Here is a 19,654-nt window from a genome sequence, read left to right as displayed (position 1 = left end):
TTCATGTTTAAATGATATACTGAACGTATCGTTTTGTAAATAGGCGATGGTGATTTATTTTTCCGGATTTTTTTAGTATACTGAACGTATAGTTTATATTTTGATTGGAGACAGATTAACGAAAGGGTGATTTCAGATGGAGAGTAAACGAGGACGTCCGCGTAATGTTGAGACGGAGAAGTCTATTCTTTCCGCTTCCTATGATTTGTTATTGGAAAATGGTTTTGGAGCAGTTACGGTGGAAAAAATAGCGGATCGTGCCAAGGTCAGCAAAGCTACGATATATAAATGGTGGCCTAACAAGGCTGCCGTGGTGATGGATGGATTCCTATCCTCCGCTGCGGACAGACTGCCCGTACCTGACACAGGTTCAGTATTCGATGATATTCTCATGCATGCAACGAACTTATCCCGGTTCCTGATTAGTCGAGAGGGTAAAATCATTACGGAGATCATTGGAGAAGGACAGATGGATTCAGGCTTGGCGGAAGCTTATCGGACCCGATATTTCCAGCCTCGTCGGCTTGAGGCACGGCTGCTTATGGAACGGGGTGTTCAGCGCGGGGAATTGAACGATAATCTCGATATTGAAGTTGTTACCGATCTTATTTACGGGCCGATATTCTACCGCTTGCTGGTGACCGGCCAACCCATAGACGATGCTTATGTGCAGCAGTTGGTGAGATACGCTTTTGAAGGAATACGGTAACTAACGGGAACGGTAAAATAGACCGCCCTCTCTCACAAGGGATCGGTCTATTTCTGATCGTAGTACTATAAAATGTCGGACTGGCGGAAGGTTGAGATACAACGGACCGAGGTGCTCTTATTTTCTCATTATGGGGCATTTTCCCAAGCTATCGGACTCCTACGCACTTATCTAGTCTTTTCAAAGCAAAATACTGCTACTGGAGAGGAAATAAGTGCGCTACGGTCCGATCACTCGACTAATTTCACTAAATAAAGAAAATAAGAGCTATACAGTCCGCAGGATCATGAATGGGTGATTCGAACGGACATGAGGTTAGTTTCACTAATTAAATCAGTTTCCAAAGAAACCTTTCTGTTGCAAAATGTCTCGCGTATCGTTCCATAATTTATTTTCCATTACCTTATCTCCTCCCGGTTGTACGGGTACAATGGGATTGCCTGTCCCAACGTTAAAATATCCCCCACTGCTCTCTTGATACTTAGGATCGGTCATTAAACGGATAATGATCTCCGCTCCTTTACGAGGATCGCCAATACGAAAGAAATTCAATAAGTGCTTAAGCATCGAAGAAAACCAAAGTTCACGCCCGAGACCTGTAACGTTAAAACCCGGATTCAATGCATGAACACTGATTCCCGTTCCCGCCCAGCGGCGTGCAAGCTCACTGGTAAACATAATATTTAACAGTTTGGTTTTCCCATAATTCTCAGAAGATCCTCTGGAAGTAAAAGAAGCTGTATTGAGCAAATCTTCTGGCAACTTTAGCACTCCATGACGGCGTGAAGCTTCTGAAGCAACATTTATGATTTTTGCACTTCCTGCTGCTCTCAAAGAACGTTCTAAGGTATGTGTCAATAACCATGGTGCAAAATAGTTCACAGCCATCATTTCTGAGAATCCATCGGCAGTTATCCGCTGTTCAAACCCATGAAGCCCTGCGTTATTTATTAACACGTCTATCTTCGGAAAAACATTAGATATTTCTTGTCCTAACCTAGTGACATCCCTCATTGAGGATAGGTCTCCGTAAAAAAAACTAATTTCGGCTGCTGGTACGCTCTCCTTTATCATTTTTCCAGTTGCTTCCGAACGCGTTTTACTCCTTGCAGTCAGAACAAGATGGGCACCTCGCTTAGCCATTTCAAGTGCAACGAGTTGTCCCAAACCGCTTGTAGCTCCAGTAATTACAATAATCGGCTTTGTCATCATCTACATTCTCCTTTATATCAGGAATTCATCAGGGGCAATTTCATTTTGACAGCGTATTGTCCAAATCATATAATTGATATATATCAACTATATGTTGATGATTGACATATGTCAACTAAATAGATGTATGACAACTTTAAAATACAAGGTTAGGTGGTCAAAACAATGAATGCCGAACGTAAAGACACGTTGAGAGGGCAATTAGAACTGAAGCTAGGTGGACAAATTAGTGCCCTCATTAGTGCTTCGCATGCCCTAAATGTCAGAACTGCTGCCGCTTTCGATTCATCTATACAGCCTGCTGCTTTCCATATAGTCCGTTGGCTGTACTCTTATGGACCAACAAGCGCCTCTGTGTTGGCAGAATCAACGGCTATGGATCGTAGTTCAGTCAGCCGTCTCATCAAGCAACTCGAGAATTTGGGTTATGTTAGAAGAGAAGACTCTCCTAATGATCGTCGAGCGATCCTTCTTACTCTCACTGATCTTGGACGACAAAAAACCTTTGACGCGTTACAGGATAAGGAGTTCATATTTTATGAGCGCATAGCCCAATGGGATAATCAACAGCTTGAAACCTTTATCCAAATGCTTCAGGAGTTTAATGGATTTAATGATAATTAATAAATGGGAACAAAAAAAAGAAACAGCATCTTGCTGTTTCTTTAGATATGGATTGTCTGTAATTGGAGTCAGCAATTGTCATTGATGTTCATGTTCGGCATGTTCATTATTGCATTGCTCAACTACCTCAAAAAGAAATAGACCGCCCTCTCGCAAAGGAATGCGGTCTATTTCCTGACTAAACTTCCGAAGCCGCCGCCCTTAAAAGCGGCTATTGCACTGGGAGTCGTGTTTCCGCACGACTCTCTTTGCATTGTACGTTTTATCTACCCAAACTATACCACGATCAAAACCAAATAAAAAGTCACTCTTCCCCAAACAGCAAAAAAACGGCATTTCTGCCGTTTCTTTAGGATGGACTCTCAGGGGCTCGAACCCTGGACAAATAGATTAAGAGTCTACTGCTCTACCAACTGAGCTAAGAGTCCATATGATGTTTGGTGGAGCCAAGGGGGATCGAACCCCTGACCTCATCGCTGCCAGCGATGCGCTCTCCCAGCTGAGCTATGGCCCCAAACTGAAATTTCAGATGTATGTAATCACACATTTTTTAATTTTAGTTTGGTCGTAATTGAGTTGTTCCGATAAGCTCAAGCGTCGTAGGCGACTTCTATATAATATAAAAAATCGCCCTCTATGTCAACACTTTTTTTAAAATTCATTTTTCCACTCAAATTCCCCGCTCAAAACTCAGAGGAAACAAACCAGTACAAGCACTCCTAACAGACCCTAGGATTGGCTGTAACGCCCTAACTGGACAAAACCCTATAATCCCTCTAATTCTCCCGTACTCTTGGACAGCAGCCCCTTGAGTTCCTTCATGAACATATTAATATCCTTGAACTGGCGATATACGGACGCAAAACGAACGTAAGCCACTTCATCTACTGGGTAGAGCTGCTCCATCACGAATTCACCAATCTGTTGGCTTTCCACTTCCGCAACGGCGATGCCGCGCAAAGATTTCTCAACCTCGGACACGATCTTTTCTAGACGTTCCACAGAAACCGGCCGTTTCTCACAAGCACGGATGAGACCGCGGAGTATTTTATCACGACTGAATTCCTCACGGCTGCCGTCTTTTTTAATTACAATGAGTGGCGTTTCTTCAATCATTTCAAAAGTAGTGAAACGTTTGCTGCAACGCTCACATTCACGCCTACGACGGATTGACTTATTTTCATTCGCTGGTCGCGAGTCCAGCACTTTAGTATTTGTGTGATCACAGTAAGGGCATTTCATAAGCTTCATCACTTCCTATTACATAATGGTATGGGTCCCGGCACGTTATAAATCCGGCTTTTGAACGGCTTTTTAATTATTTCCAGAAATCACCGTTTTTTTCTTGTAATGATAATGGCAAGTCCGGCACATAATACAGTTACCAACAGAGGAGGTGAACAGCAATGAGCCAAAGCAACAACTCCAATAACCTTGTAGCTCCAAATTCCCGCGGTGCCTTGGAACAACTTAAATACGAAGTTGCCCAAGAACTAGGAATCACGCTTTCCCCAGATGGTTACCAAGGCAATAAAACTTCTTATGAAAATGGTTCGATCGGTGGTTACATCACTAAACGTCTTGTAACCCTGGCAGAACAACAACTGGCAGGTCAATACAAATAACCTGACCAACATAAGCTTTTTGAAGAAGTATTAAACGACCTACAGGTCGTTTAATACTTCTTTTTATACATAACACGGTAGAAATTAAAATTCTTTGTAAATGTCCGTGTACTGATCATAGTAATAATTAACGCGCTGTACATAATGCCTGGTTTCACCAATGGGAATATCTTTAATGGTTGCATCTGTCCCATCCCAGATCCCTTCGTCCAACCAGCGTTGAACTTTTCCGGGTCCAGCATTATAGGCTGCGATAATTGCTGTACGTTTACCTTCGAACTGACGGGATAAAGTTGAAAGATACCATGTACCCAGTTCAATATTAGCCGAAGGCTCATGCTTGAGTTCTTCCATAGATACGTTTGGAAGCTTGGCCTTTTCCAGCGCCCACTTCGCGGTATCCGGCATAAGCTGCATCAGCCCTAGTGCGCCTTTTTTGGATTCTCGTCCAGTTTTGAAGTTCGTTTCTACACGAATAATCGCGGTTACAAGAAACGGGTCTATCTCATAAGTGATGCTGTGCTTGCGAATCTCATCTTTAAAATGGATGGGATAAAACCACGACATCCAGTTAGTACTCAGAAACAATATTGCCGTAAAACCCACAAATAGCAGAAGCAGTACTCTTTTTTTACGTAGCCATTTCATGATAAACCCAGCCTGTCCCAAAAAACAGCAACCTGTTGCTCAGTGTACGCAAGATCGCCACTGTTGTCGATGATGTAGTCCGCTTTATTACGTTTCTGCTCAATATCCATCTGTGCATTCAATCGCGCTTCTGCTTCTTCTAAAGAGAGCCTATTACGTTCGATTAATCGAGCAATTTGCATTTCACGGGGAACGTAGACTACTACAATCTCATGGAACAGGGTCTCAAGCCCTGATTCAAAAAGAAGCGGAATATCCACAATAATAAGCCGCTTCGGCTCTTCCTGCTCCATGCTGTACATACGGTCTTTGATTTCCTGCCGGATAGCAGGATGCGTCAAATTGTTCAAGGTTTGTAGGGCCACAGGATCTTGAAAGACGATTTCACCTAATTTGGCCCTATTCAGTGTTCCATCCGGAAAAAGGATCTCTTTTCCGAATTGCTTAGCAGCAGCCGCCAACACTTCATGCCCGGGAAGCATAACTTCTCTGGCGATCACATCGGCATCAACCAGCCTCGCTCCCTTGTTCACAAGCAGTGCAGACACTGTGCTTTTTCCGGATGCGATTCCTCCGGTTAAGCCTATAATCATGTACTCACCTCATAATAGCTTCAGTATTCCCATTGCAATTAATAATAACGCTGGTAATGCGGCAGCATGCTTCATCCAGTAGTTCCCGGCAAATCTAAGTCCTGTCTTCATACCCAGCAATAGAAATGTACCACTAAACAAAGCTATTGTAAGTGATGTCCATATCGGATTGAAGCCAAGCAGCGCTGCGCCAAGTCCAGCCCCAAAAGCATCCAGAGAGAGCGCAATCCCCAGTATCATCGCTTCCATCGAAGAGATGCTTCCTGAGGCATCCATATCCGCAGAAGACGGGGTACGCAAGATCTGTACTACAATCCCCAAACGGCGAAGCTCAAGTGAAAAAACAGCTGATTTCAACGGTTCATCATTCATAACAGGTTCTGTACCCGCTTCAGAATCAGCAGCTACCTCTGCCCAAGCCTGCTCGGATAATGAGCCCTTATCTACCGTTTCAGCTTTACGTCCGCCATCTGCATCTTTCTCTTTCTGCATCAGCATCTGAACAAGCGACCAGCATCCCATTAGCACAAGTATAACCGCACCAACTATAGAAGCTGCATTCGGAGACACTACCTTGGCAAGCAAAACCCCAACCTGCATCGATACACAGATAACTACCCCCGAACAGAGCGAGATAATCAGAACGGAGAGCAGTGGTATTTTCATTTTACGCAGCCCATATGTAATTCCTACACCAAAACCATCCAAACTCAAGGCAAACGCTAGCAATAGCAGTGAAAATAATGGGCTGAGCACCCGCAATCCCTCCTGTGAAGAACCGGAAAACTGAAATTTTATCGTTTCAGCTTCCGTTCTCTATTAAGCATTCTTCACACAGTATATGGGCGGGACAAGTAGTGGGTGCCAACCTTATTATTTCAACAAATTCAGTGAACAGTCGGACGCTGGCAATTTGGACAATAATGCGTGCCACGACCGCCTACAACCGTCTTCTCAATCATCGTTCCGCAGTTACTACACGGCTGATCCTTACGACCGTAAATCAATAGCTGCTGCTGATACGTACCGCTCTCACCTTGGCCATTAACATATGACTTAACAGATGAACCTCCGGCGTTAACCGCTTCGGCCAGCGTGCTTACAATAGCATGATGCAGCTTGTCCAATTGATTGTCCGTGAGCGCTTTGGCGCTGTCTTCAGGATGGATACCCGCACGGTGCAACGACTCATCTACATAAATATTGCCGATGCCGACGATATATTCCTGATTAAGCAGCAGCGATTTAATTTTGGTGCTTTTACCGGACACGATCTGCTTAAACCTCTCCCGTGTAAAAGAAGGCTCCAGCGGCTCCTGCCCCAGCTTATTTAAAGGCGGCAGCTGAAGATCTTCTCCCATCTGAAAAAGATGCATTGTCCCGAATTGGCGAACATCCGTGTAACGCAGCTCAGTTCCATCCGTAAAATGAAAAATCACATGTGTATGCTTGTCCAGTGGGTCATCATTTGAAAAAAGTCCGTAACGGCCTTCCATCCGTAAATGTGACACAAGCACCAGACCATCCAGCACAATACGCAAAAACTTTCCTCTTCGTTCAACTTTTACAATGCTATGACCTGCCAGCAGGTGGGCAAAAGCCTGAATATCATCCGGACGCTGAATAATCCGCGCCAACCGGACGGTTACATTCTCTATCTGCTTTCCATTAACTAACTCATTAAGTGTTCTCTTGACTGTCTCTACTTCCGGTAATTCCGGCATGATGTCTTCACCTCAACTACATTATAGCTGATATGCACACCTTAAAGGGAGTCTATTTCGCCTCGTACCAGTTACTTCCAAAGCTGACCTCTGCCTTAAGCGGCACAGATAACTTTAGGGCTCCACCCATTACTTCCGGCAAAAGCGTCTTCATAAGCTCCATTTCATCCTCTGGCACCTCGAATACAAGCTCATCGTGTACTTGAAGCAGCATACGGCTCTTAAGCCCACGATCAAATAACGCCTTGTCCATATGCACCATCGCCAGCTTGATTATATCCGCTGCTGTTCCCTGTATAGGTGTATTCATTGCTGTCCGCTCCGCAAAAGAGCGCAGATTAAAGTTCTTCGCATTAATCTCCGGCAGATAACGGCGACGTTCGAGCAATGTGGTCACATAACCATACTTCCGTGCCTCCACTACAATATCGTCCATATAGCGGCGTACACCCTGATAAACCTCAAAATATTGCTCAATAAATTGCGCGGCTTCCTTACGCGGAATATTCAGATTCTGCGAGAGACCGTAATCACTGATCCCGTAGACGATCCCAAAGTTAACGGCTTTTGCGGCACGGCGCATATTACTGTCCACCTGTTCTGCGGTCACACCGAACACATCCATCGCTGTCTTCGTGTGAATATCCATATCATGCAGAAAGGCTTCCTTCATCCGCTCATCGCCGGAAATATGTGCCAGCACACGCAGTTCGATCTGCGAATAGTCGGCTGCCAGGATGGACCAGCCCGGTTCGGACGGAACGAATACCTTGCGGATTTTGCGTCCTTCCTCTAGACGAATCGGGATATTTTGCAAGTTCGGGAATTGGCTGCTAAGCCGTCCTGTAGCGGCAATTGTCTGCCGATAGAATGTATGCACCTTCCCTGTGTTCGGGGAAATTTCTTTAAGCAGCCCCTCTACGTAGGTAGATTGCAGCTTTGCAATTGTGCGATATTGCAGAATCAAACGCACCACATCGTGGTATGGCGCCAGTTTCTCAAGCACTTCGGCATCCGTGGAATAACCCGTCTTCGTCTTCTTGACGACAGGCAGACCTAGCTTTACAAACAAGATTTCACCCAGCTGCTTTGGTGAGTTCAAATTAAACTCAGTGCCACAAATCTCGTATATTTCACTGACCAATTTAGAAATTTGCGCCTCGAATTCTTTTCCAAGCTCTTTAAGATCACCAGCATTGACTGCAATCCCCTGTTTCTCCATATCCGCCAAAATCCGTGACAAAGGCATTTCCAGATCCTCGAATAGCCCTGTCATTGCGGTCTCCACCAGCTCCTGCTGTTGCTTCTGTGCGATTCCAAGAACCGTTGCACTCTTTCGTGCAACGTGATTTCCTAAAACTTCAAGCTCAGGGATTTTGTATTTGGCACCTTTACCAAATACCTCTTCATCAGGAGAGAGCCGCGGCAAGCCGTATTTAGCAGTGAGATCATTTAGATTCTGATTAGCCTCCGTAGGATCAAGCAAATAAGCCGCCAGCTGCACATCATGGGCTGCACCTGCAAAAGCAATTCCCTGCCAGTGTAGAGCCAAATCAGCGCGGTGAAGATCATATCCACTTTTCGGAGCCTTTTCATCTCCTAGCCAATCACGCAGCTTCGCAGCGGCCGGTTTATGCAGTAATTCAAACGGCACATAGTAATGCCGCTCCAGAGAGGACAATCCTATTCCGATTACCTCGGCACGATGCGGATTATCTCCATACGATTCCACATGCAGCGCCGAAATACCAGCCAGGGCTTCACTGAGCTCCTTAAGTTCTTCTTCACTTACGATCGTAATATCAAGTGCCGCAGCTTCTACTTCAGCTGCACTCTCCTCACCCTCGGTAACAGGAGCATAAGCACTAAGCGACAAACGTTCCAACAATGATTTAAATTCCAGCTTGGCAAGCGCTGGTCCGGCTGTATCCGCTGAAATTCCATTAAAGACCATGTCTTCCCACGAATGCTCAAGCGGTACTTCACGATAGATGGTCGCTAATTTTTTGCTCATCACCGCATCTTCCGCATGGGTTTCCAGTTTCTCTTTCATTTTACCCTTTAGCTCACCGGTTCCAGCTAAGACACCTTCCACTGATCCAAATTGATGCAGCAGCTTCAAAGCTGTCTTCTCACCTACGCCGGGTACTCCCGGGATGTTATCACTTGCATCGCCCATCAGCCCTTTAAGATCAATGATCTGCTCAGGGGTTAGGTCATATTTCTCCCGGATTTGTTCCGGCCCATAAAGCTCAACTTCGGTGACCCCTTTGCGGATTAAAGCAACGGTCGTATGTTCAGAGGCCAGCTGCAACATATCCTTGTCTCCCGACACGATCATAACCTGCCGTCCCGCTTCATCCGCCTGGCGTGAAATGGTGCCAATAATATCATCAGCCTCATAATTGCCAATTTCAAACTGCGGTACACCTAAATTAGTCAGCAATTCCTTCAACAAAGGGAACTGCTCGGAGAGTTCCGGCGGTGTTTTTTGCCGGCCGCCCTTATAATCTTGATAACCTTCATGCCGAAAAGTAACTTTCCCTGCATCGAAAGCGACAATCATATGTGTCGGTTTATGTTCTTCGATTAAACGAAGCAGCATCGTTGTAAATCCGTACACCGCATTTGTCTGTTGCCCTGCTGTATTCGTCAGCGGGGGCATCGCAAAAAAAGCACGGTAAATAATATTGTTTCCATCTATAAGTATCAACTTGTCCATAGTGCACCTCGCCTTTTTCATGCTTACTCCTTACATCTTACCATATGCCCTGTACAAGTAGAAACGGCTTTACCAACCTAAACAGTGGGATAAGCTGATATGTTAAGGATATACAACAAGTAGCCGCCCTTTTAAAAGGGCGGCTACTTAGTTTAACTAAAGATATAACAAAAGCTGTGTAAGTGCAAATTACTGATTCAAGTCCGGACGGCTGCCTGTGACCAGATAAACAACACTCTCACCAATGTTAGTCGCATGATCGGCAATCCGTTCAATATAACGGCCTACCAGCGTTAATAACATAGCTTGGGATACAGAATCCGGTTTTGCCACCATATAACTATATAGCTCATTGATCATCGAACCATATAATTGATCGACCTGATCATCATCTTGTGCCATTCTATAAGCCAGATCCGTGTTCTCATCCAGATAAGACTGGATAGCCTCATCAATCATGGTCGTCACAATTTCCGCCATACGTGGAATGTCTACAAGCGGCTTGATCAGCTGCTGTCCATGGATGCGCATAGTTGCTTTCGCAACATCAATAGCCAAGTCACCCATACGTTCCAAATCGCTAGATATTTTGAAAGCAACGATAATGCGGCGCAAATCTTTTGCTACAGGCTGCTGTGTAATAATTAGCCGTGAGCCAATTTCCATGATTTTATCTTCCATGGCATTCAGCTGCAAATCTGCTTTAATGATTTCCTGAGCGCGCACAGTATCAAGATTCTGTAAAGCAACAATTGCTCCACCAAGAGCATCTATTACATGTTCACCCATCTGCTGCAGCAGACTGCGCAGCTCTTCCAAATCTTTATCAAATTCTTTTCTGCGAATCATAGTAAGAGCGATCCTCCTCATTAATGTATGGTCAGCTTGCCATTTCCAAGGACGAGCGCCCTTGTAGCCCGTATCAGCCGAAACGTCCAGAAATATAATCTTCGGTGCGGGAATCCTTAGGAGTAGAGAACAACACCTCTGTATCCGCCGCCTCTACAATTACACCATTCAAGAAAAACACGGTTCGACCAGATACACGTGCCGCCTGATGCATGTTATGAGTAACCATAACGATTGTATACTTACTTCTTAATTCCTGTACAAGCTCCTCTATCTTGAGCGTAGACACAGGATCAAGTGCAGACGTTGCCTCATCCATGAGCAGAATATCCGGCTGTACTGCCAAAGCTCGGGCAATACACAGCCGTTGCTGCTGTCCGCCGGACAAGCTAAGGGCAGATTTTTTCAGAAAATCTTTAACTTCCTCCCACAGCGCGGAATGACGCAGACTTTGCTCTACAATCTCATCCAGTTCGCTCTTTGAACGAATGCCGTGCAGGCGAGGACCATAAGCTACATTGTCGTAAATCGACTTCGGAAAAGGATTGGGCTGTTGGAATACCATGCCCACCTGCTTACGCAGGCTTTCTACCTCTACCTCGTCACTATAAATATTTTTGCCGCCGATGTTTACAGTTCCTTCAATACGTGTACCAGGAATCATATCATTCATACGATTCAGCGTGCGCAACAGAGTGGATTTTCCGCAACCGGAAGGTCCAATAAAAGCAGTAACCTGTTTCTCCGGAATTTGCAGATTCACATTCTTCAGTGCGTGAAATGACTCATAGTAGAGATCAAGTTTCTCTATGTCAATGATGGATTTCATTAGTATTTACGTCTCCTTCTCATCATCTTCGTTCTCCATAATAAGCTTTTAATGTAAATACAGTTGGAGAGAAATGTTAACGCAATGTAAAATTGGTGAAGATGAATTAGTCCACGTGATAGTATTCCCTACAATTCGGCGTGTAATCTCACCTGAATCTTGTTTATGAACGGGATAAAGAAGAAAACTCCAGTCATGCTAAATGACCGGAGCTCTCTTTTTGTTAACAACTAATTTATAACCTACACCTCGAATGGAATCGATATGGACGGATTCTGGATCTAGCTCAAGCTTTTTACGAAGTGAACTTACGTGCACATCAACGGTGCGCTGTCCACCAATATAATCAAAGCCCCATACAGCGTTCATAAGATCATCTCTTGTCAGCACTACCCCTGGTTTACGAGCCAAATATAACAATACCTCGAACTCTTTCGGTCGCAGGTTAATGCTATGTCCACCTAAGGAAACTTCATACCGCTCAGGATAGATTTCTAGTTGTCCCAGAATGATCGTAGAAGCAGATATAGGTGTCTCTTGTGGAGCCTCCTCAGCAAGACCGGAAATCCGCCGCAATACAGCGCTCACTCTTGCAAGCAATTCGGATACCCCAAAAGGTTTGGTTATATAATCATCAGCACCGGATTTCAGCCCTCTAACCACATCTTCTTCAGCATTTTTAGCAGTCAATACGATAATAGGTGTGCGGATACCTTGTCCACGCAATTTATCAAGGATGTCAATGCCATTCATTCCTGGCAGCATCAGATCCAATACGATCAAGTCAAAAGGTTCCCTCGTCGCACGATCATATCCTGCCGTTCCATGATCCTCTACCGTCACCTCGTAACCTTCCTGCGTTAAGTTATAGGACAGCAGCCGGGCTAGTGTCGGTTCGTCTTCAATGACAAGCAATCGTTGAGCCATAGGTTCCCCCGTCTTCCATATAGTTTGATTTTTACAAAACAGCAACAAAACCATCATATCACCGTAATGTTAACTTAGTGTAAAATTAAAAAAGTGAATTTACAAAAATCTAATCGGTCTTTTCTTCCTGCAGCAAAGGCAATTCAATCACAAAGGAACTGCCGATTCCCAGATCACTTTCAACTGAAATCACTCCATGGTGCATATCTACCAAATGCTTTACAATAGACAGCCCCAATCCCGTTCCGCCGGAGCTTCTGGATCTTGCCTTATCCACCCGGTAAAAACGTTCAAAAATACGCGGAAGATCTTTTTTAGGAATCCCCATACCTGTATCGCTAACAGTAAATTGAACATTTTCGGAGCCGTCTGGTTTCAGTAGACTCTTAACGTAGACCTTTACGTTTCCGCCTTCATGTGTGTAATTAATCGCATTAGAGAACAGATTCATAAAGATTTGACGCAGCTTATCCTCATCCGCCTCAATGAATAGCTCCTCAGGAACCTCTACATTAAGACTAATGTTTTTCTTCTCAGCGACTTTACTGATGGTTCCCAGCACGGAATCAAAGAATTCAATGATATGAACCGGTGAGCAATCGAGCTGCACCCGTTTAGATTCGATTTTAGATAATTCCAGAATATCTCCAATCAAGCGATTTAAACGCTCATTCTCATCATAAATAATTTGCAGGAAGGATCTCGCCGTCTTCTCATCTTTAACTCCGCCTCCCAGTAAGGTCTCGGCAAACCCTTTGACCGCTGCAACCGGAGTCTTGAGTTCATGTGATACATTAGCTACAAATTCACTACGCATCCGCTCCAAACGGCGAATTTCCGTAACCTCTTGCAATAGGAAAAGCATACCTCTGTACGTACCATCCTGGATCATCGGAACCGCGTCCATCCGTACAATTCGCTCTCTTGGGTTATAAATACTTCGTTCTTCATGAATCGGCTCCCGGCTTAACACCCCTTCTTCAAGCAGACGGGTTAGCTCATAATGCCGTTTTAACTCTTTGTACGAATGACCCGCCATTTCACCGTTACTGACATCAAGCATTCGCTCTGAAGCTCGATTAAGCAGCGCAATCTCTTCTTCCGCATTGATCATTATGATGCCGCCAGTCATATTATCCAGCACGCTTTGCAGCAGATCCTCATTATCACGAATCGTCTTAAGCTGGTCTTGAAGACTGTCTGCCATCGCATTAATCGCTGTAGCCAGCTGTCCAACTTCATCTTTACGCTTCAAATGAACTCTGGCATCATAATCCAGATCGGTAATCCGCCGGGCGACTCTTGTGATTTGCTCCAGCGGGGAAGTCATGCTTGAAGCTACTTTATAGCTCACAATAGTTGCTGACAAGAACAAGATAATTAGACCTGCAGCCATGATCATCCAAGCATGCTTAAGACCTTGCGTTACAGCATCAAGTCCCATTGAGACCCGAATATAGCCGTCAAATCCCTGATCAGAAGTTACCTTTCCAGCCACATATAACATCTCATGCTTTAGAGTTTCGCTGTAACGGATTGCCCGTCCAGTTCCCTCTTTCGCAGCCCCTATCTCTTCTTCACGATTGGAGTGGTTGTCCATTTCCAAGGGGTTTTTCTCAGAATCGCCAATTACTTTACCCGACTTTGTAATAAACGTTATCCGAGAATCTAAAAGTTTAGAAATATGCTCCGCCTGTTCAGTGTAATACGGGATCGCATTCGAAGAATTCATATCAACAAATTCCAGTGTGCCTGAGAGCAAGCTTATTTCCCGGGACATATTCTCTTCCAGAGCAGTTATATGGGAGCTCTTAAACAGATGAGCCATCGTAAATCCAGTACCAATCATGGAAATACCGATTAAGGCCATAAGTATAAACGTAAGACGAGCGCGAAACGGTTTCATCTGAAATTTGCCTCTCCCTTTATCATTGTATCTTTTATCCTAACTTCATTTTCTTCAAAATACCAGTACGACTATGACCGTGACATAAGCCCCCCAGAGTAGATTATATAAAAATAACAGCCCGAGTTGATTAACTCTGGACTGTTACTTTGTATTACTTTTGTAAAAACACATGAGTTTATTCTGTACGGGTGGCAAGAAACCACTGATTACCCTGACGGTCTCTAACCCCTGCTCCTCTTTCTCCATAGGATTTATCCAGTGGTTCTTCAATAATAGAAGCCCCGGCATCCAGGCACTTGCGGTAGGTCTCATCAACATTTCTTACATAAAGATGAATGGCAAGCTGTACCGGTGAATACTTTTCATTCGCTTCGGAAATCTCAATGATGGAATCACCGATTCTGACCTCGGCATGCCTAATCCTTCCCTCATCATTTCGCAGCATATCAATAATTTTGGCATCAAAGCAGTGCACAACAAAATCTATCAATTGGTCTGCATCTTCCGCAATAAAATACGGCGTAACGTTAAGAAACCCATTTCTAATATAATGTGGTGCCATTCGTTGTCCTCCTTTAGACAGGTAAAAACGCCTTCGGCGTTCCTTAAGGATCATTTATAGTCTGGACATATAAATCCTTATAATTTGATTAAAACCCATGGAAAAGCCATTCAGAGAATCTGCCCTCCTCATGACTTATCCACCGGTTGTAACCCCATTTATTTAAACACTGGCTCCTTGAATTGAGTCAATTTAGCTGCAGAATCTTTTTCCACATCCGCATGCAGACTGTTGCCGTGAGCATCCATCGTCACAATCGCTGCAAAACCCTCCACATCGAGATGCCACATCGCCTCAGGAATACCAAATTCCATAAAATCAACAGCGTTGACCTTCTTAATACACTCAGCATAATACTGGGCGGCTCCACCAATCGCATTGAGGTATACCCCGCCGTGCTCCTGCAACGCTTTTAACGTTTTTGGACCCATACCACCTTTTCCGATGACTGCACGGATTCCAAATTTTTTGATGATATCGCCTTGATAAGGCTCTTCACGAATGCTCGTAGTTGGGCCCGCAGCTTTTACATGCCAGCCTTCCTCATCTTTCATCATCACAGGACCACAATGATAAATCACAGCCCCTTCCAGATCTACCGGAGACTCATGATCCATTAAATATTTGTGCAAAGCATCACGGCCTGTATGCATTTCACCGGATAAAATAACCACGTCTCCAACACGCAGACTACGGATATCCTCTTCACTTATCGGCGTTGTAAGACGTACTTCCCGCGACTCAGAGGCCGGGCTGTTAGCTCCCTCAGCAACTACTGCTTCAGATTCATGTGCCCCTTCATCATCTACAGATATCCCTGTACCACTCTCATACAACCAATCCTCTATATTGCCTGTGGATGGATCAACCAGCACCCCTTGGCGGCGGAAGGCCCAACAGTTATAAGCAACGGATACGAAAAAGCTAGCTGGCAGACGATTCATTACGCCAACCTTACAGCCCAGCAGCGATACTTCACCACCAAAGCCCATCGTGCCAATTCCAAGCTTGTTAGCATTCTCCATAATATAGTCTTCCAGCTTACTAAGGTCTTCTATTGGATTAACATCCTCCACTTTGCGGAACAGCTGCTTCTTAGCCAGCTCGTAGCCAGTCGTACGGTCACCGCCGATACCCACGCCAATAAAACCGGCACTACAGCCCTGTCCCTGCGCCTGATATACCGCGTGTAAAATACATTTACGGATTCCGTCCAGATCCCGGCCCGCTTTGCCGAGTCCTTCTAATTCTGCCGGGAGACTGTATTGAATATTTTTATTCTCGCAGCCTCCACCCTTCAGAATAAGTCTAACGTCTATTTTATCCTCTTCCCATTGTTCGAAATGAATGACTGGTGTGCCTGCACCCAAGTTATCTCCGCTATTCTCACCTGTTAATGAATCTACAGAATTGGGACGAAGTTTACCATTCTTGGTCGCTCGTACAATGGCATTATGAATATCTTTTTTCATCTCAATCTGATTGATTCCCACAGGGGTGTGAATGATAAATGTAGGCATTCCCGTATCCTGACAGATCGGAGACACTTGCTGCTCAGCCATTCCGATATTTTGCGCAATCGTGGTTAAAGCAAGACCGGACCGGGTAGCCCTGTCTTCCAGCGCGCGACCTTTTGCAACTGCCCGGCGTACATCTCCCGGCAAATTCGTGGAAGTTTCTACGATAAGGTTATAAATACTGTCTTCAAAATGCTGCATCTTCATTCAAGCTCCTCTCGGCAGTTCCAGGTTATCTAAAGTTTGATACAATTAGTATAATAATATCATACCTAGCACCGCATGAAAGGGGTTACTTTAAAATTGAGCTACCATTTTTCTGCCTATCTATATCGTCTTCAGTATATTCAGCGCTGGAGCTTGATGCGCAGCACCGCACCGGAGAACGTCGCTGAGCATTCTTTTCATGTTGCATTGCTCACACATATGCTCTGTTCCATCGGTAATGTTCATTTTGGACGTTCACTAAACGCGGAACGAGCAGCAACCATAGCTCTGTTCCATGATGCCAGCGAAGTGTTCACAGGTGACATCGCCACGCCGGTAAAATACAACAATCCTCGCTTGCTCACCAGCTTCCGCGAAATGGAGAAAGTTGCGGCTGATCGCTTAACTGGAATGATTCCATCAGAGCTGAAAAGCATCTACACTCAGCTTATACGACCGGAAGACAGCCCTCCCGATTCGGAGGACATTCTGCTGCACAGCTATGTGAAAGCCGCTGATCGGCTGGATGCTTATTTGAAATGCGTATGGGAAGTTGCTGCAGGAAACCGAGAATTCGCCGCCGCGAAGGAGCAGACAGCAGCAAAACTTCGTGGGTTTGGCCTGCAGGAAGTGGATTATTTTCTGACTCATATGGCACCGAGTTTCGAAATGTCTCTCGATGAGCTCTCTGCCGGAAACTAAACACCCTCTATACAATAAAAAATGGACCTCCGCATAAATCTCGCAGGGGTCCATTTAGTGATTAATAATTGATAATACAAGCGTTCGTTGCTGATTCGGTCAGGATATCCCAGTCTTTAAAAATGGGCTGCAAACCCTTCGTATATAGCATTTCCGTAATCTCCTGCACACTACGGCTATCGGATATTTCGAATTGCGGAGTTCCCCCTGCATTAGTGTGACCGCCCACCTCAGTAGTGACCCCGGCTGACATCTTAGTTATTCCTAGATGAATTAAATGATCGCGTAGAGAGGCAGGCTCTCTTGTAGATAAAGTAATGCCCGAACGGGGTAAAAATAACCGGTATGCCAAAATAATCTGCACTAGCGATCGGTCGGTAACATCACACTCCGGGTTAAATTCCCCTAAATAAGGCCGAAACCGTGGAGGTGACAGACTGATCTCGCAATCTGGATACCGATCCTGCAAATAGCGGGCATGCATGGCACTTTGGAATGCCTCTTGCCGCCAATCATACATCCCGAGCAACGTACCAATATTCACAGAACGAAAACCTGCCTGACAGCCGCGTTCAGGTGCATCCAGGCGATTCCGGTAGTTTCTTTTAGGCCCTTTAACATGCAGCTTTCTGTAAGTCTCCTGGTGGTACACCTCTTGGTATAGTGTTAATCCATCCACCCCTGCTTGAAGAAGCTCTTTATATTCTGCAGTTGATAGAGGATTTATCTCAATACTGACGGAGGAAAAAAATTCTCTAAGTACAACTACACAATCCTTAATATATGAGACAGGATTCTCCCGGCGCGATTCACCAGTCAAAATGAGGATATGCCGCAGACCTGTAGCTGCAATCTTCTCAGCCTCCCTGCGGACCTCCTCCAAGGACAGCTTTTTGCGCGGAAAATCATAAATGGAGCTGAAGCTGCAGTAGGTACAATGATTCACACAAAAATCCGCAAGATACATCGGTGTGAACAGCTGCATCGAATAACCAAAATGTGCACGGGTCAGTCGCTGTGCAGCCAACGCCATCTCCTCTAGCAGCGGCGTTGCTGCCGGAGAAAGCAATGCCAGCAAATCATTTTCGTTCAGCTTGTCTTTTCCAAGCGCCCGCTTAACGTCATCCTCCCGGAACTCCTTCCACAGCTGCTCATAAGGATACTGCTCCAAGCGGGCCAGTGTGTCAAAAAAGCTCATGCTAATGTTCCCTCCTTTCGTGACCTATCAAATTCAGTTCAAAAATCCAGTCAACGGTGACGAAGCAAAAGCAACTTCTTCTACAGGACCCAGTCCTGCCAAATAAGCTTTGCGGCCAGCGGATATCGCCTCGCGGAACGCTTCCGCCATGACGAGCGGATTACGTGCCGTTGCGATAGCCGTATTAAGCAGAACAGCAGCGGCCCCCATCTCCATTGCTTCCGCCGCTTCCGAGGGCTTGCCAATCCCGGCGTCTACAATAATCGGCAAATTCACTTCTTCAATAAGAATACGCACAAGCTCCTTGGTGCGCAGGCCGCGATTCGTCCCGATCGGCGCACCAAGCGGCATCACAGCAGCAGCACCGGCATCTCTCAGACGTAAAGCAGCCGAAAGGTCCGGACTCATATATGGCAATACTACAAAACCCTCCGCTGCTAAAATCTCTGTAGCTCGTATGGTCTCCAGATTATCTGGAAGCAGGTATTTCTGATCATTGATCACTTCGATCTTGACCCAGTTCCCCAGTCCCGCAGCTCTTGCTAATCTTGCAATACGGACTGCCTCTTCCGCTGTACGCGCTCCTGAGGTATTAGGCAGAAGAGTCATGTGGCCGGGAATGTGGTTCATGATATTTTCTGCTCCACCTTGCGGGTCCACTCGGCGAAGCGCTACAGTAATCACCTGAGAACCAGAGCTTGCGATCACTTCGGGGATCAACGTATTCCGGCTATATTTTCCGGTTCCGATAAATAATCTACTGGTTAATTCGATGCCGCCAATATGTAACGGGTCATGCATGAAATTACCTCCCTTTGGTTCTTATAAATTTCTCAAAATTCTATACCGCTCCATCTCAACCCCCACCAACAAAGTGCACCAGTTCCAAACGATCATCCTCGCTCAGAGCAGTACTTTCATAATTCTCCTTACTGACAATTTCTCCATTCAGCTCAATGATCATCAGACGACCTGACCACTCAGGAAGACTGATCAAATCAGCTATAGTTTGAATACCACCAGAACACTCTGCGGATTTCCCGTTAATCAACAGCTTCATTCTGAATCACCCCCTTCGCCCGTGCTGTTACCTCCAG

Annotated in this window: 20 protein-coding genes and 2 tRNA genes; 4 read left to right on the top strand and 18 right to left on the bottom strand. The window is 45.3% G+C overall.

The annotated features are described in order from the left end of the window. The first annotated feature begins 136 nt into the window (after positions 1-136). Entirely contained in the window at positions 137-709 is a 573-nt protein-coding gene (locus NSQ55_RS09405; protein ID WP_076308261.1) for a TetR/AcrR family transcriptional regulator, read from the top strand. Positions 710-1,042: 333 nt separating this feature from the next. Here NSQ55_RS09405 and NSQ55_RS09400 read toward each other — a convergent pair whose 3' ends face one another. Continuing rightward, positions 1,043-1,921: an SDR family NAD(P)-dependent oxidoreductase gene (locus tag NSQ55_RS09400; RefSeq protein ID WP_076308260.1), complete on the bottom strand. Its 879-nt coding sequence runs from the start codon at positions 1,919-1,921 to the stop codon at positions 1,043-1,045. Between the two features lie 165 nt (positions 1,922-2,086). Here NSQ55_RS09400 and NSQ55_RS09395 point away from each other — a divergent pair, with 165 nt between their 5' ends. After that, positions 2,087-2,545: a MarR family transcriptional regulator gene (locus NSQ55_RS09395; protein WP_076184289.1), complete on the top strand. Its 459-nt coding sequence runs from the start codon at positions 2,087-2,089 to the stop codon at positions 2,543-2,545. Positions 2,546-2,900: 355 nt separating this feature from the next. Here the strand turns inward: NSQ55_RS09395 and NSQ55_RS09390 are convergent. The 3 genes from NSQ55_RS09390 to nrdR form a co-directional block, all read right to left on the bottom strand. Next, positions 2,901-2,973 (bottom strand) — tRNA-Lys (locus NSQ55_RS09390). A 10-nt stretch (positions 2,974-2,983) separates the two neighbouring features. Next, positions 2,984-3,059 (bottom strand) — tRNA-Ala (locus tag NSQ55_RS09385). A gap of 251 nt (positions 3,060-3,310) precedes the next feature. Next, positions 3,311-3,787: a transcriptional regulator NrdR gene (gene nrdR / locus NSQ55_RS09380; RefSeq protein WP_036678976.1), complete on the bottom strand. Its 477-nt coding sequence runs from the start codon at positions 3,785-3,787 to the stop codon at positions 3,311-3,313. Between the two features lie 164 nt (positions 3,788-3,951). On the opposite strand from nrdR, the gene NSQ55_RS09375 reads away from it, so the two are divergent. Then, on the top strand, positions 3,952-4,170 hold the full coding sequence (locus tag NSQ55_RS09375; protein WP_036678974.1) for an alpha/beta-type small acid-soluble spore protein: 219 nt from the start codon (positions 3,952-3,954) through the stop codon (positions 4,168-4,170). 84 nt (positions 4,171-4,254) lie between these two features. Here the strand turns inward: NSQ55_RS09375 and NSQ55_RS09370 are convergent, their stop codons facing one another. From NSQ55_RS09370 to NSQ55_RS09320, 11 genes are all read right to left on the bottom strand, one after another. Beyond that, entirely contained in the window at positions 4,255-4,818 is a 564-nt protein-coding gene (locus NSQ55_RS09370; protein WP_036678971.1) for a lytic transglycosylase domain-containing protein, read from the bottom strand. Further along, entirely contained in the window at positions 4,815-5,411 is a 597-nt protein-coding gene (coaE, locus tag NSQ55_RS09365; RefSeq protein ID WP_339172776.1) for a dephospho-CoA kinase, read from the bottom strand. Before coaE ends, NSQ55_RS09370 begins: the two co-directional genes overlap by 4 nt. A gap of 9 nt (positions 5,412-5,420) precedes the next feature. After that, positions 5,421-6,167, bottom strand: coding sequence for a manganese efflux pump (locus NSQ55_RS09360; RefSeq protein ID WP_339172773.1), 747 nt, complete (start codon positions 6,165-6,167; stop codon positions 5,421-5,423). A 131-nt stretch (positions 6,168-6,298) separates the two neighbouring features. Continuing rightward, positions 6,299-7,135 (bottom strand): DNA-formamidopyrimidine glycosylase, encoded by an 837-nt coding sequence (gene mutM, locus NSQ55_RS09355; RefSeq protein WP_339172770.1) that lies wholly within the window; start codon positions 7,133-7,135, stop codon positions 6,299-6,301. A 52-nt stretch (positions 7,136-7,187) separates the two neighbouring features. Then, a complete protein-coding gene (gene polA / locus NSQ55_RS09350) occupies positions 7,188-9,857 on the bottom strand; it encodes a DNA polymerase I (RefSeq protein WP_076184286.1) in 2,670 nt (889 codons plus the stop codon). A 189-nt stretch (positions 9,858-10,046) separates the two neighbouring features. Beyond that, complete coding sequence (gene phoU / locus NSQ55_RS09345; RefSeq protein WP_036678957.1) at positions 10,047-10,706, bottom strand: phosphate signaling complex protein PhoU; 660 nt, start codon at positions 10,704-10,706, stop codon at positions 10,047-10,049. A gap of 73 nt (positions 10,707-10,779) precedes the next feature. Then, a complete protein-coding gene (gene pstB / locus NSQ55_RS09340; RefSeq protein ID WP_036678954.1) occupies positions 10,780-11,535 on the bottom strand; it encodes a phosphate ABC transporter ATP-binding protein PstB in 756 nt (251 codons plus the stop codon). A gap of 198 nt (positions 11,536-11,733) precedes the next feature. Beyond that, entirely contained in the window at positions 11,734-12,462 is a 729-nt protein-coding gene (locus tag NSQ55_RS09335) for a response regulator transcription factor (protein WP_036678951.1), read from the bottom strand. A gap of 109 nt (positions 12,463-12,571) precedes the next feature. Continuing rightward, positions 12,572-14,368: an ATP-binding protein gene (locus NSQ55_RS09330; RefSeq protein ID WP_076124920.1), complete on the bottom strand. Its 1,797-nt coding sequence runs from the start codon at positions 14,366-14,368 to the stop codon at positions 12,572-12,574. A 178-nt stretch (positions 14,369-14,546) separates the two neighbouring features. Continuing rightward, a complete protein-coding gene (locus NSQ55_RS09325; protein WP_076124919.1) occupies positions 14,547-14,933 on the bottom strand; it encodes a VOC family protein in 387 nt (128 codons plus the stop codon). A 158-nt stretch (positions 14,934-15,091) separates the two neighbouring features. Further along, the gene (locus NSQ55_RS09320; protein WP_076191426.1) at positions 15,092-16,651 is read right to left on the bottom strand and encodes a fumarate hydratase; all 1,560 of its coding nucleotides are present in this window, start codon (positions 16,649-16,651) and stop codon (positions 15,092-15,094) included. A 102-nt stretch (positions 16,652-16,753) separates the two neighbouring features. Here NSQ55_RS09320 and yfbR point away from each other — a divergent pair, with 102 nt between their 5' ends. Further along, complete coding sequence (yfbR, locus tag NSQ55_RS09315; protein WP_139329863.1) at positions 16,754-17,359, top strand: 5'-deoxynucleotidase; 606 nt, start codon at positions 16,754-16,756, stop codon at positions 17,357-17,359. A gap of 61 nt (positions 17,360-17,420) precedes the next feature. On the opposite strand, the gene thiH is transcribed toward yfbR, so the two are convergent. The 3 genes from thiH to thiS are packed head-to-tail and all read right to left on the bottom strand — an operon-like array spanning position 17,421 to position 19,617. Continuing rightward, complete coding sequence (gene thiH / locus NSQ55_RS09310; RefSeq protein WP_076184283.1) at positions 17,421-18,557, bottom strand: 2-iminoacetate synthase ThiH; 1,137 nt, start codon at positions 18,555-18,557, stop codon at positions 17,421-17,423. 33 nt (positions 18,558-18,590) lie between these two features. Continuing rightward, positions 18,591-19,358: a thiazole synthase gene (locus NSQ55_RS09305; RefSeq protein WP_038569684.1), complete on the bottom strand. Its 768-nt coding sequence runs from the start codon at positions 19,356-19,358 to the stop codon at positions 18,591-18,593. Positions 19,359-19,413: 55 nt separating this feature from the next. Continuing rightward, the gene (gene thiS / locus NSQ55_RS09300) at positions 19,414-19,617 is read right to left on the bottom strand and encodes a sulfur carrier protein ThiS (RefSeq protein ID WP_038569682.1); all 204 of its coding nucleotides are present in this window, start codon (positions 19,615-19,617) and stop codon (positions 19,414-19,416) included. Positions 19,618-19,654: the final 37 nt, after the last annotated feature.

Origin of the sequence: Paenibacillus sp. FSL H7-0943 (assembly GCF_037963265.1) — a bacterium.
GTDB lineage: Bacteria > Bacillota > Bacilli > Paenibacillales > Paenibacillaceae > Paenibacillus_AQ > Paenibacillus_AQ odorifer.
This window is presented reverse-complemented; position numbering and strand designations above follow the sequence as displayed.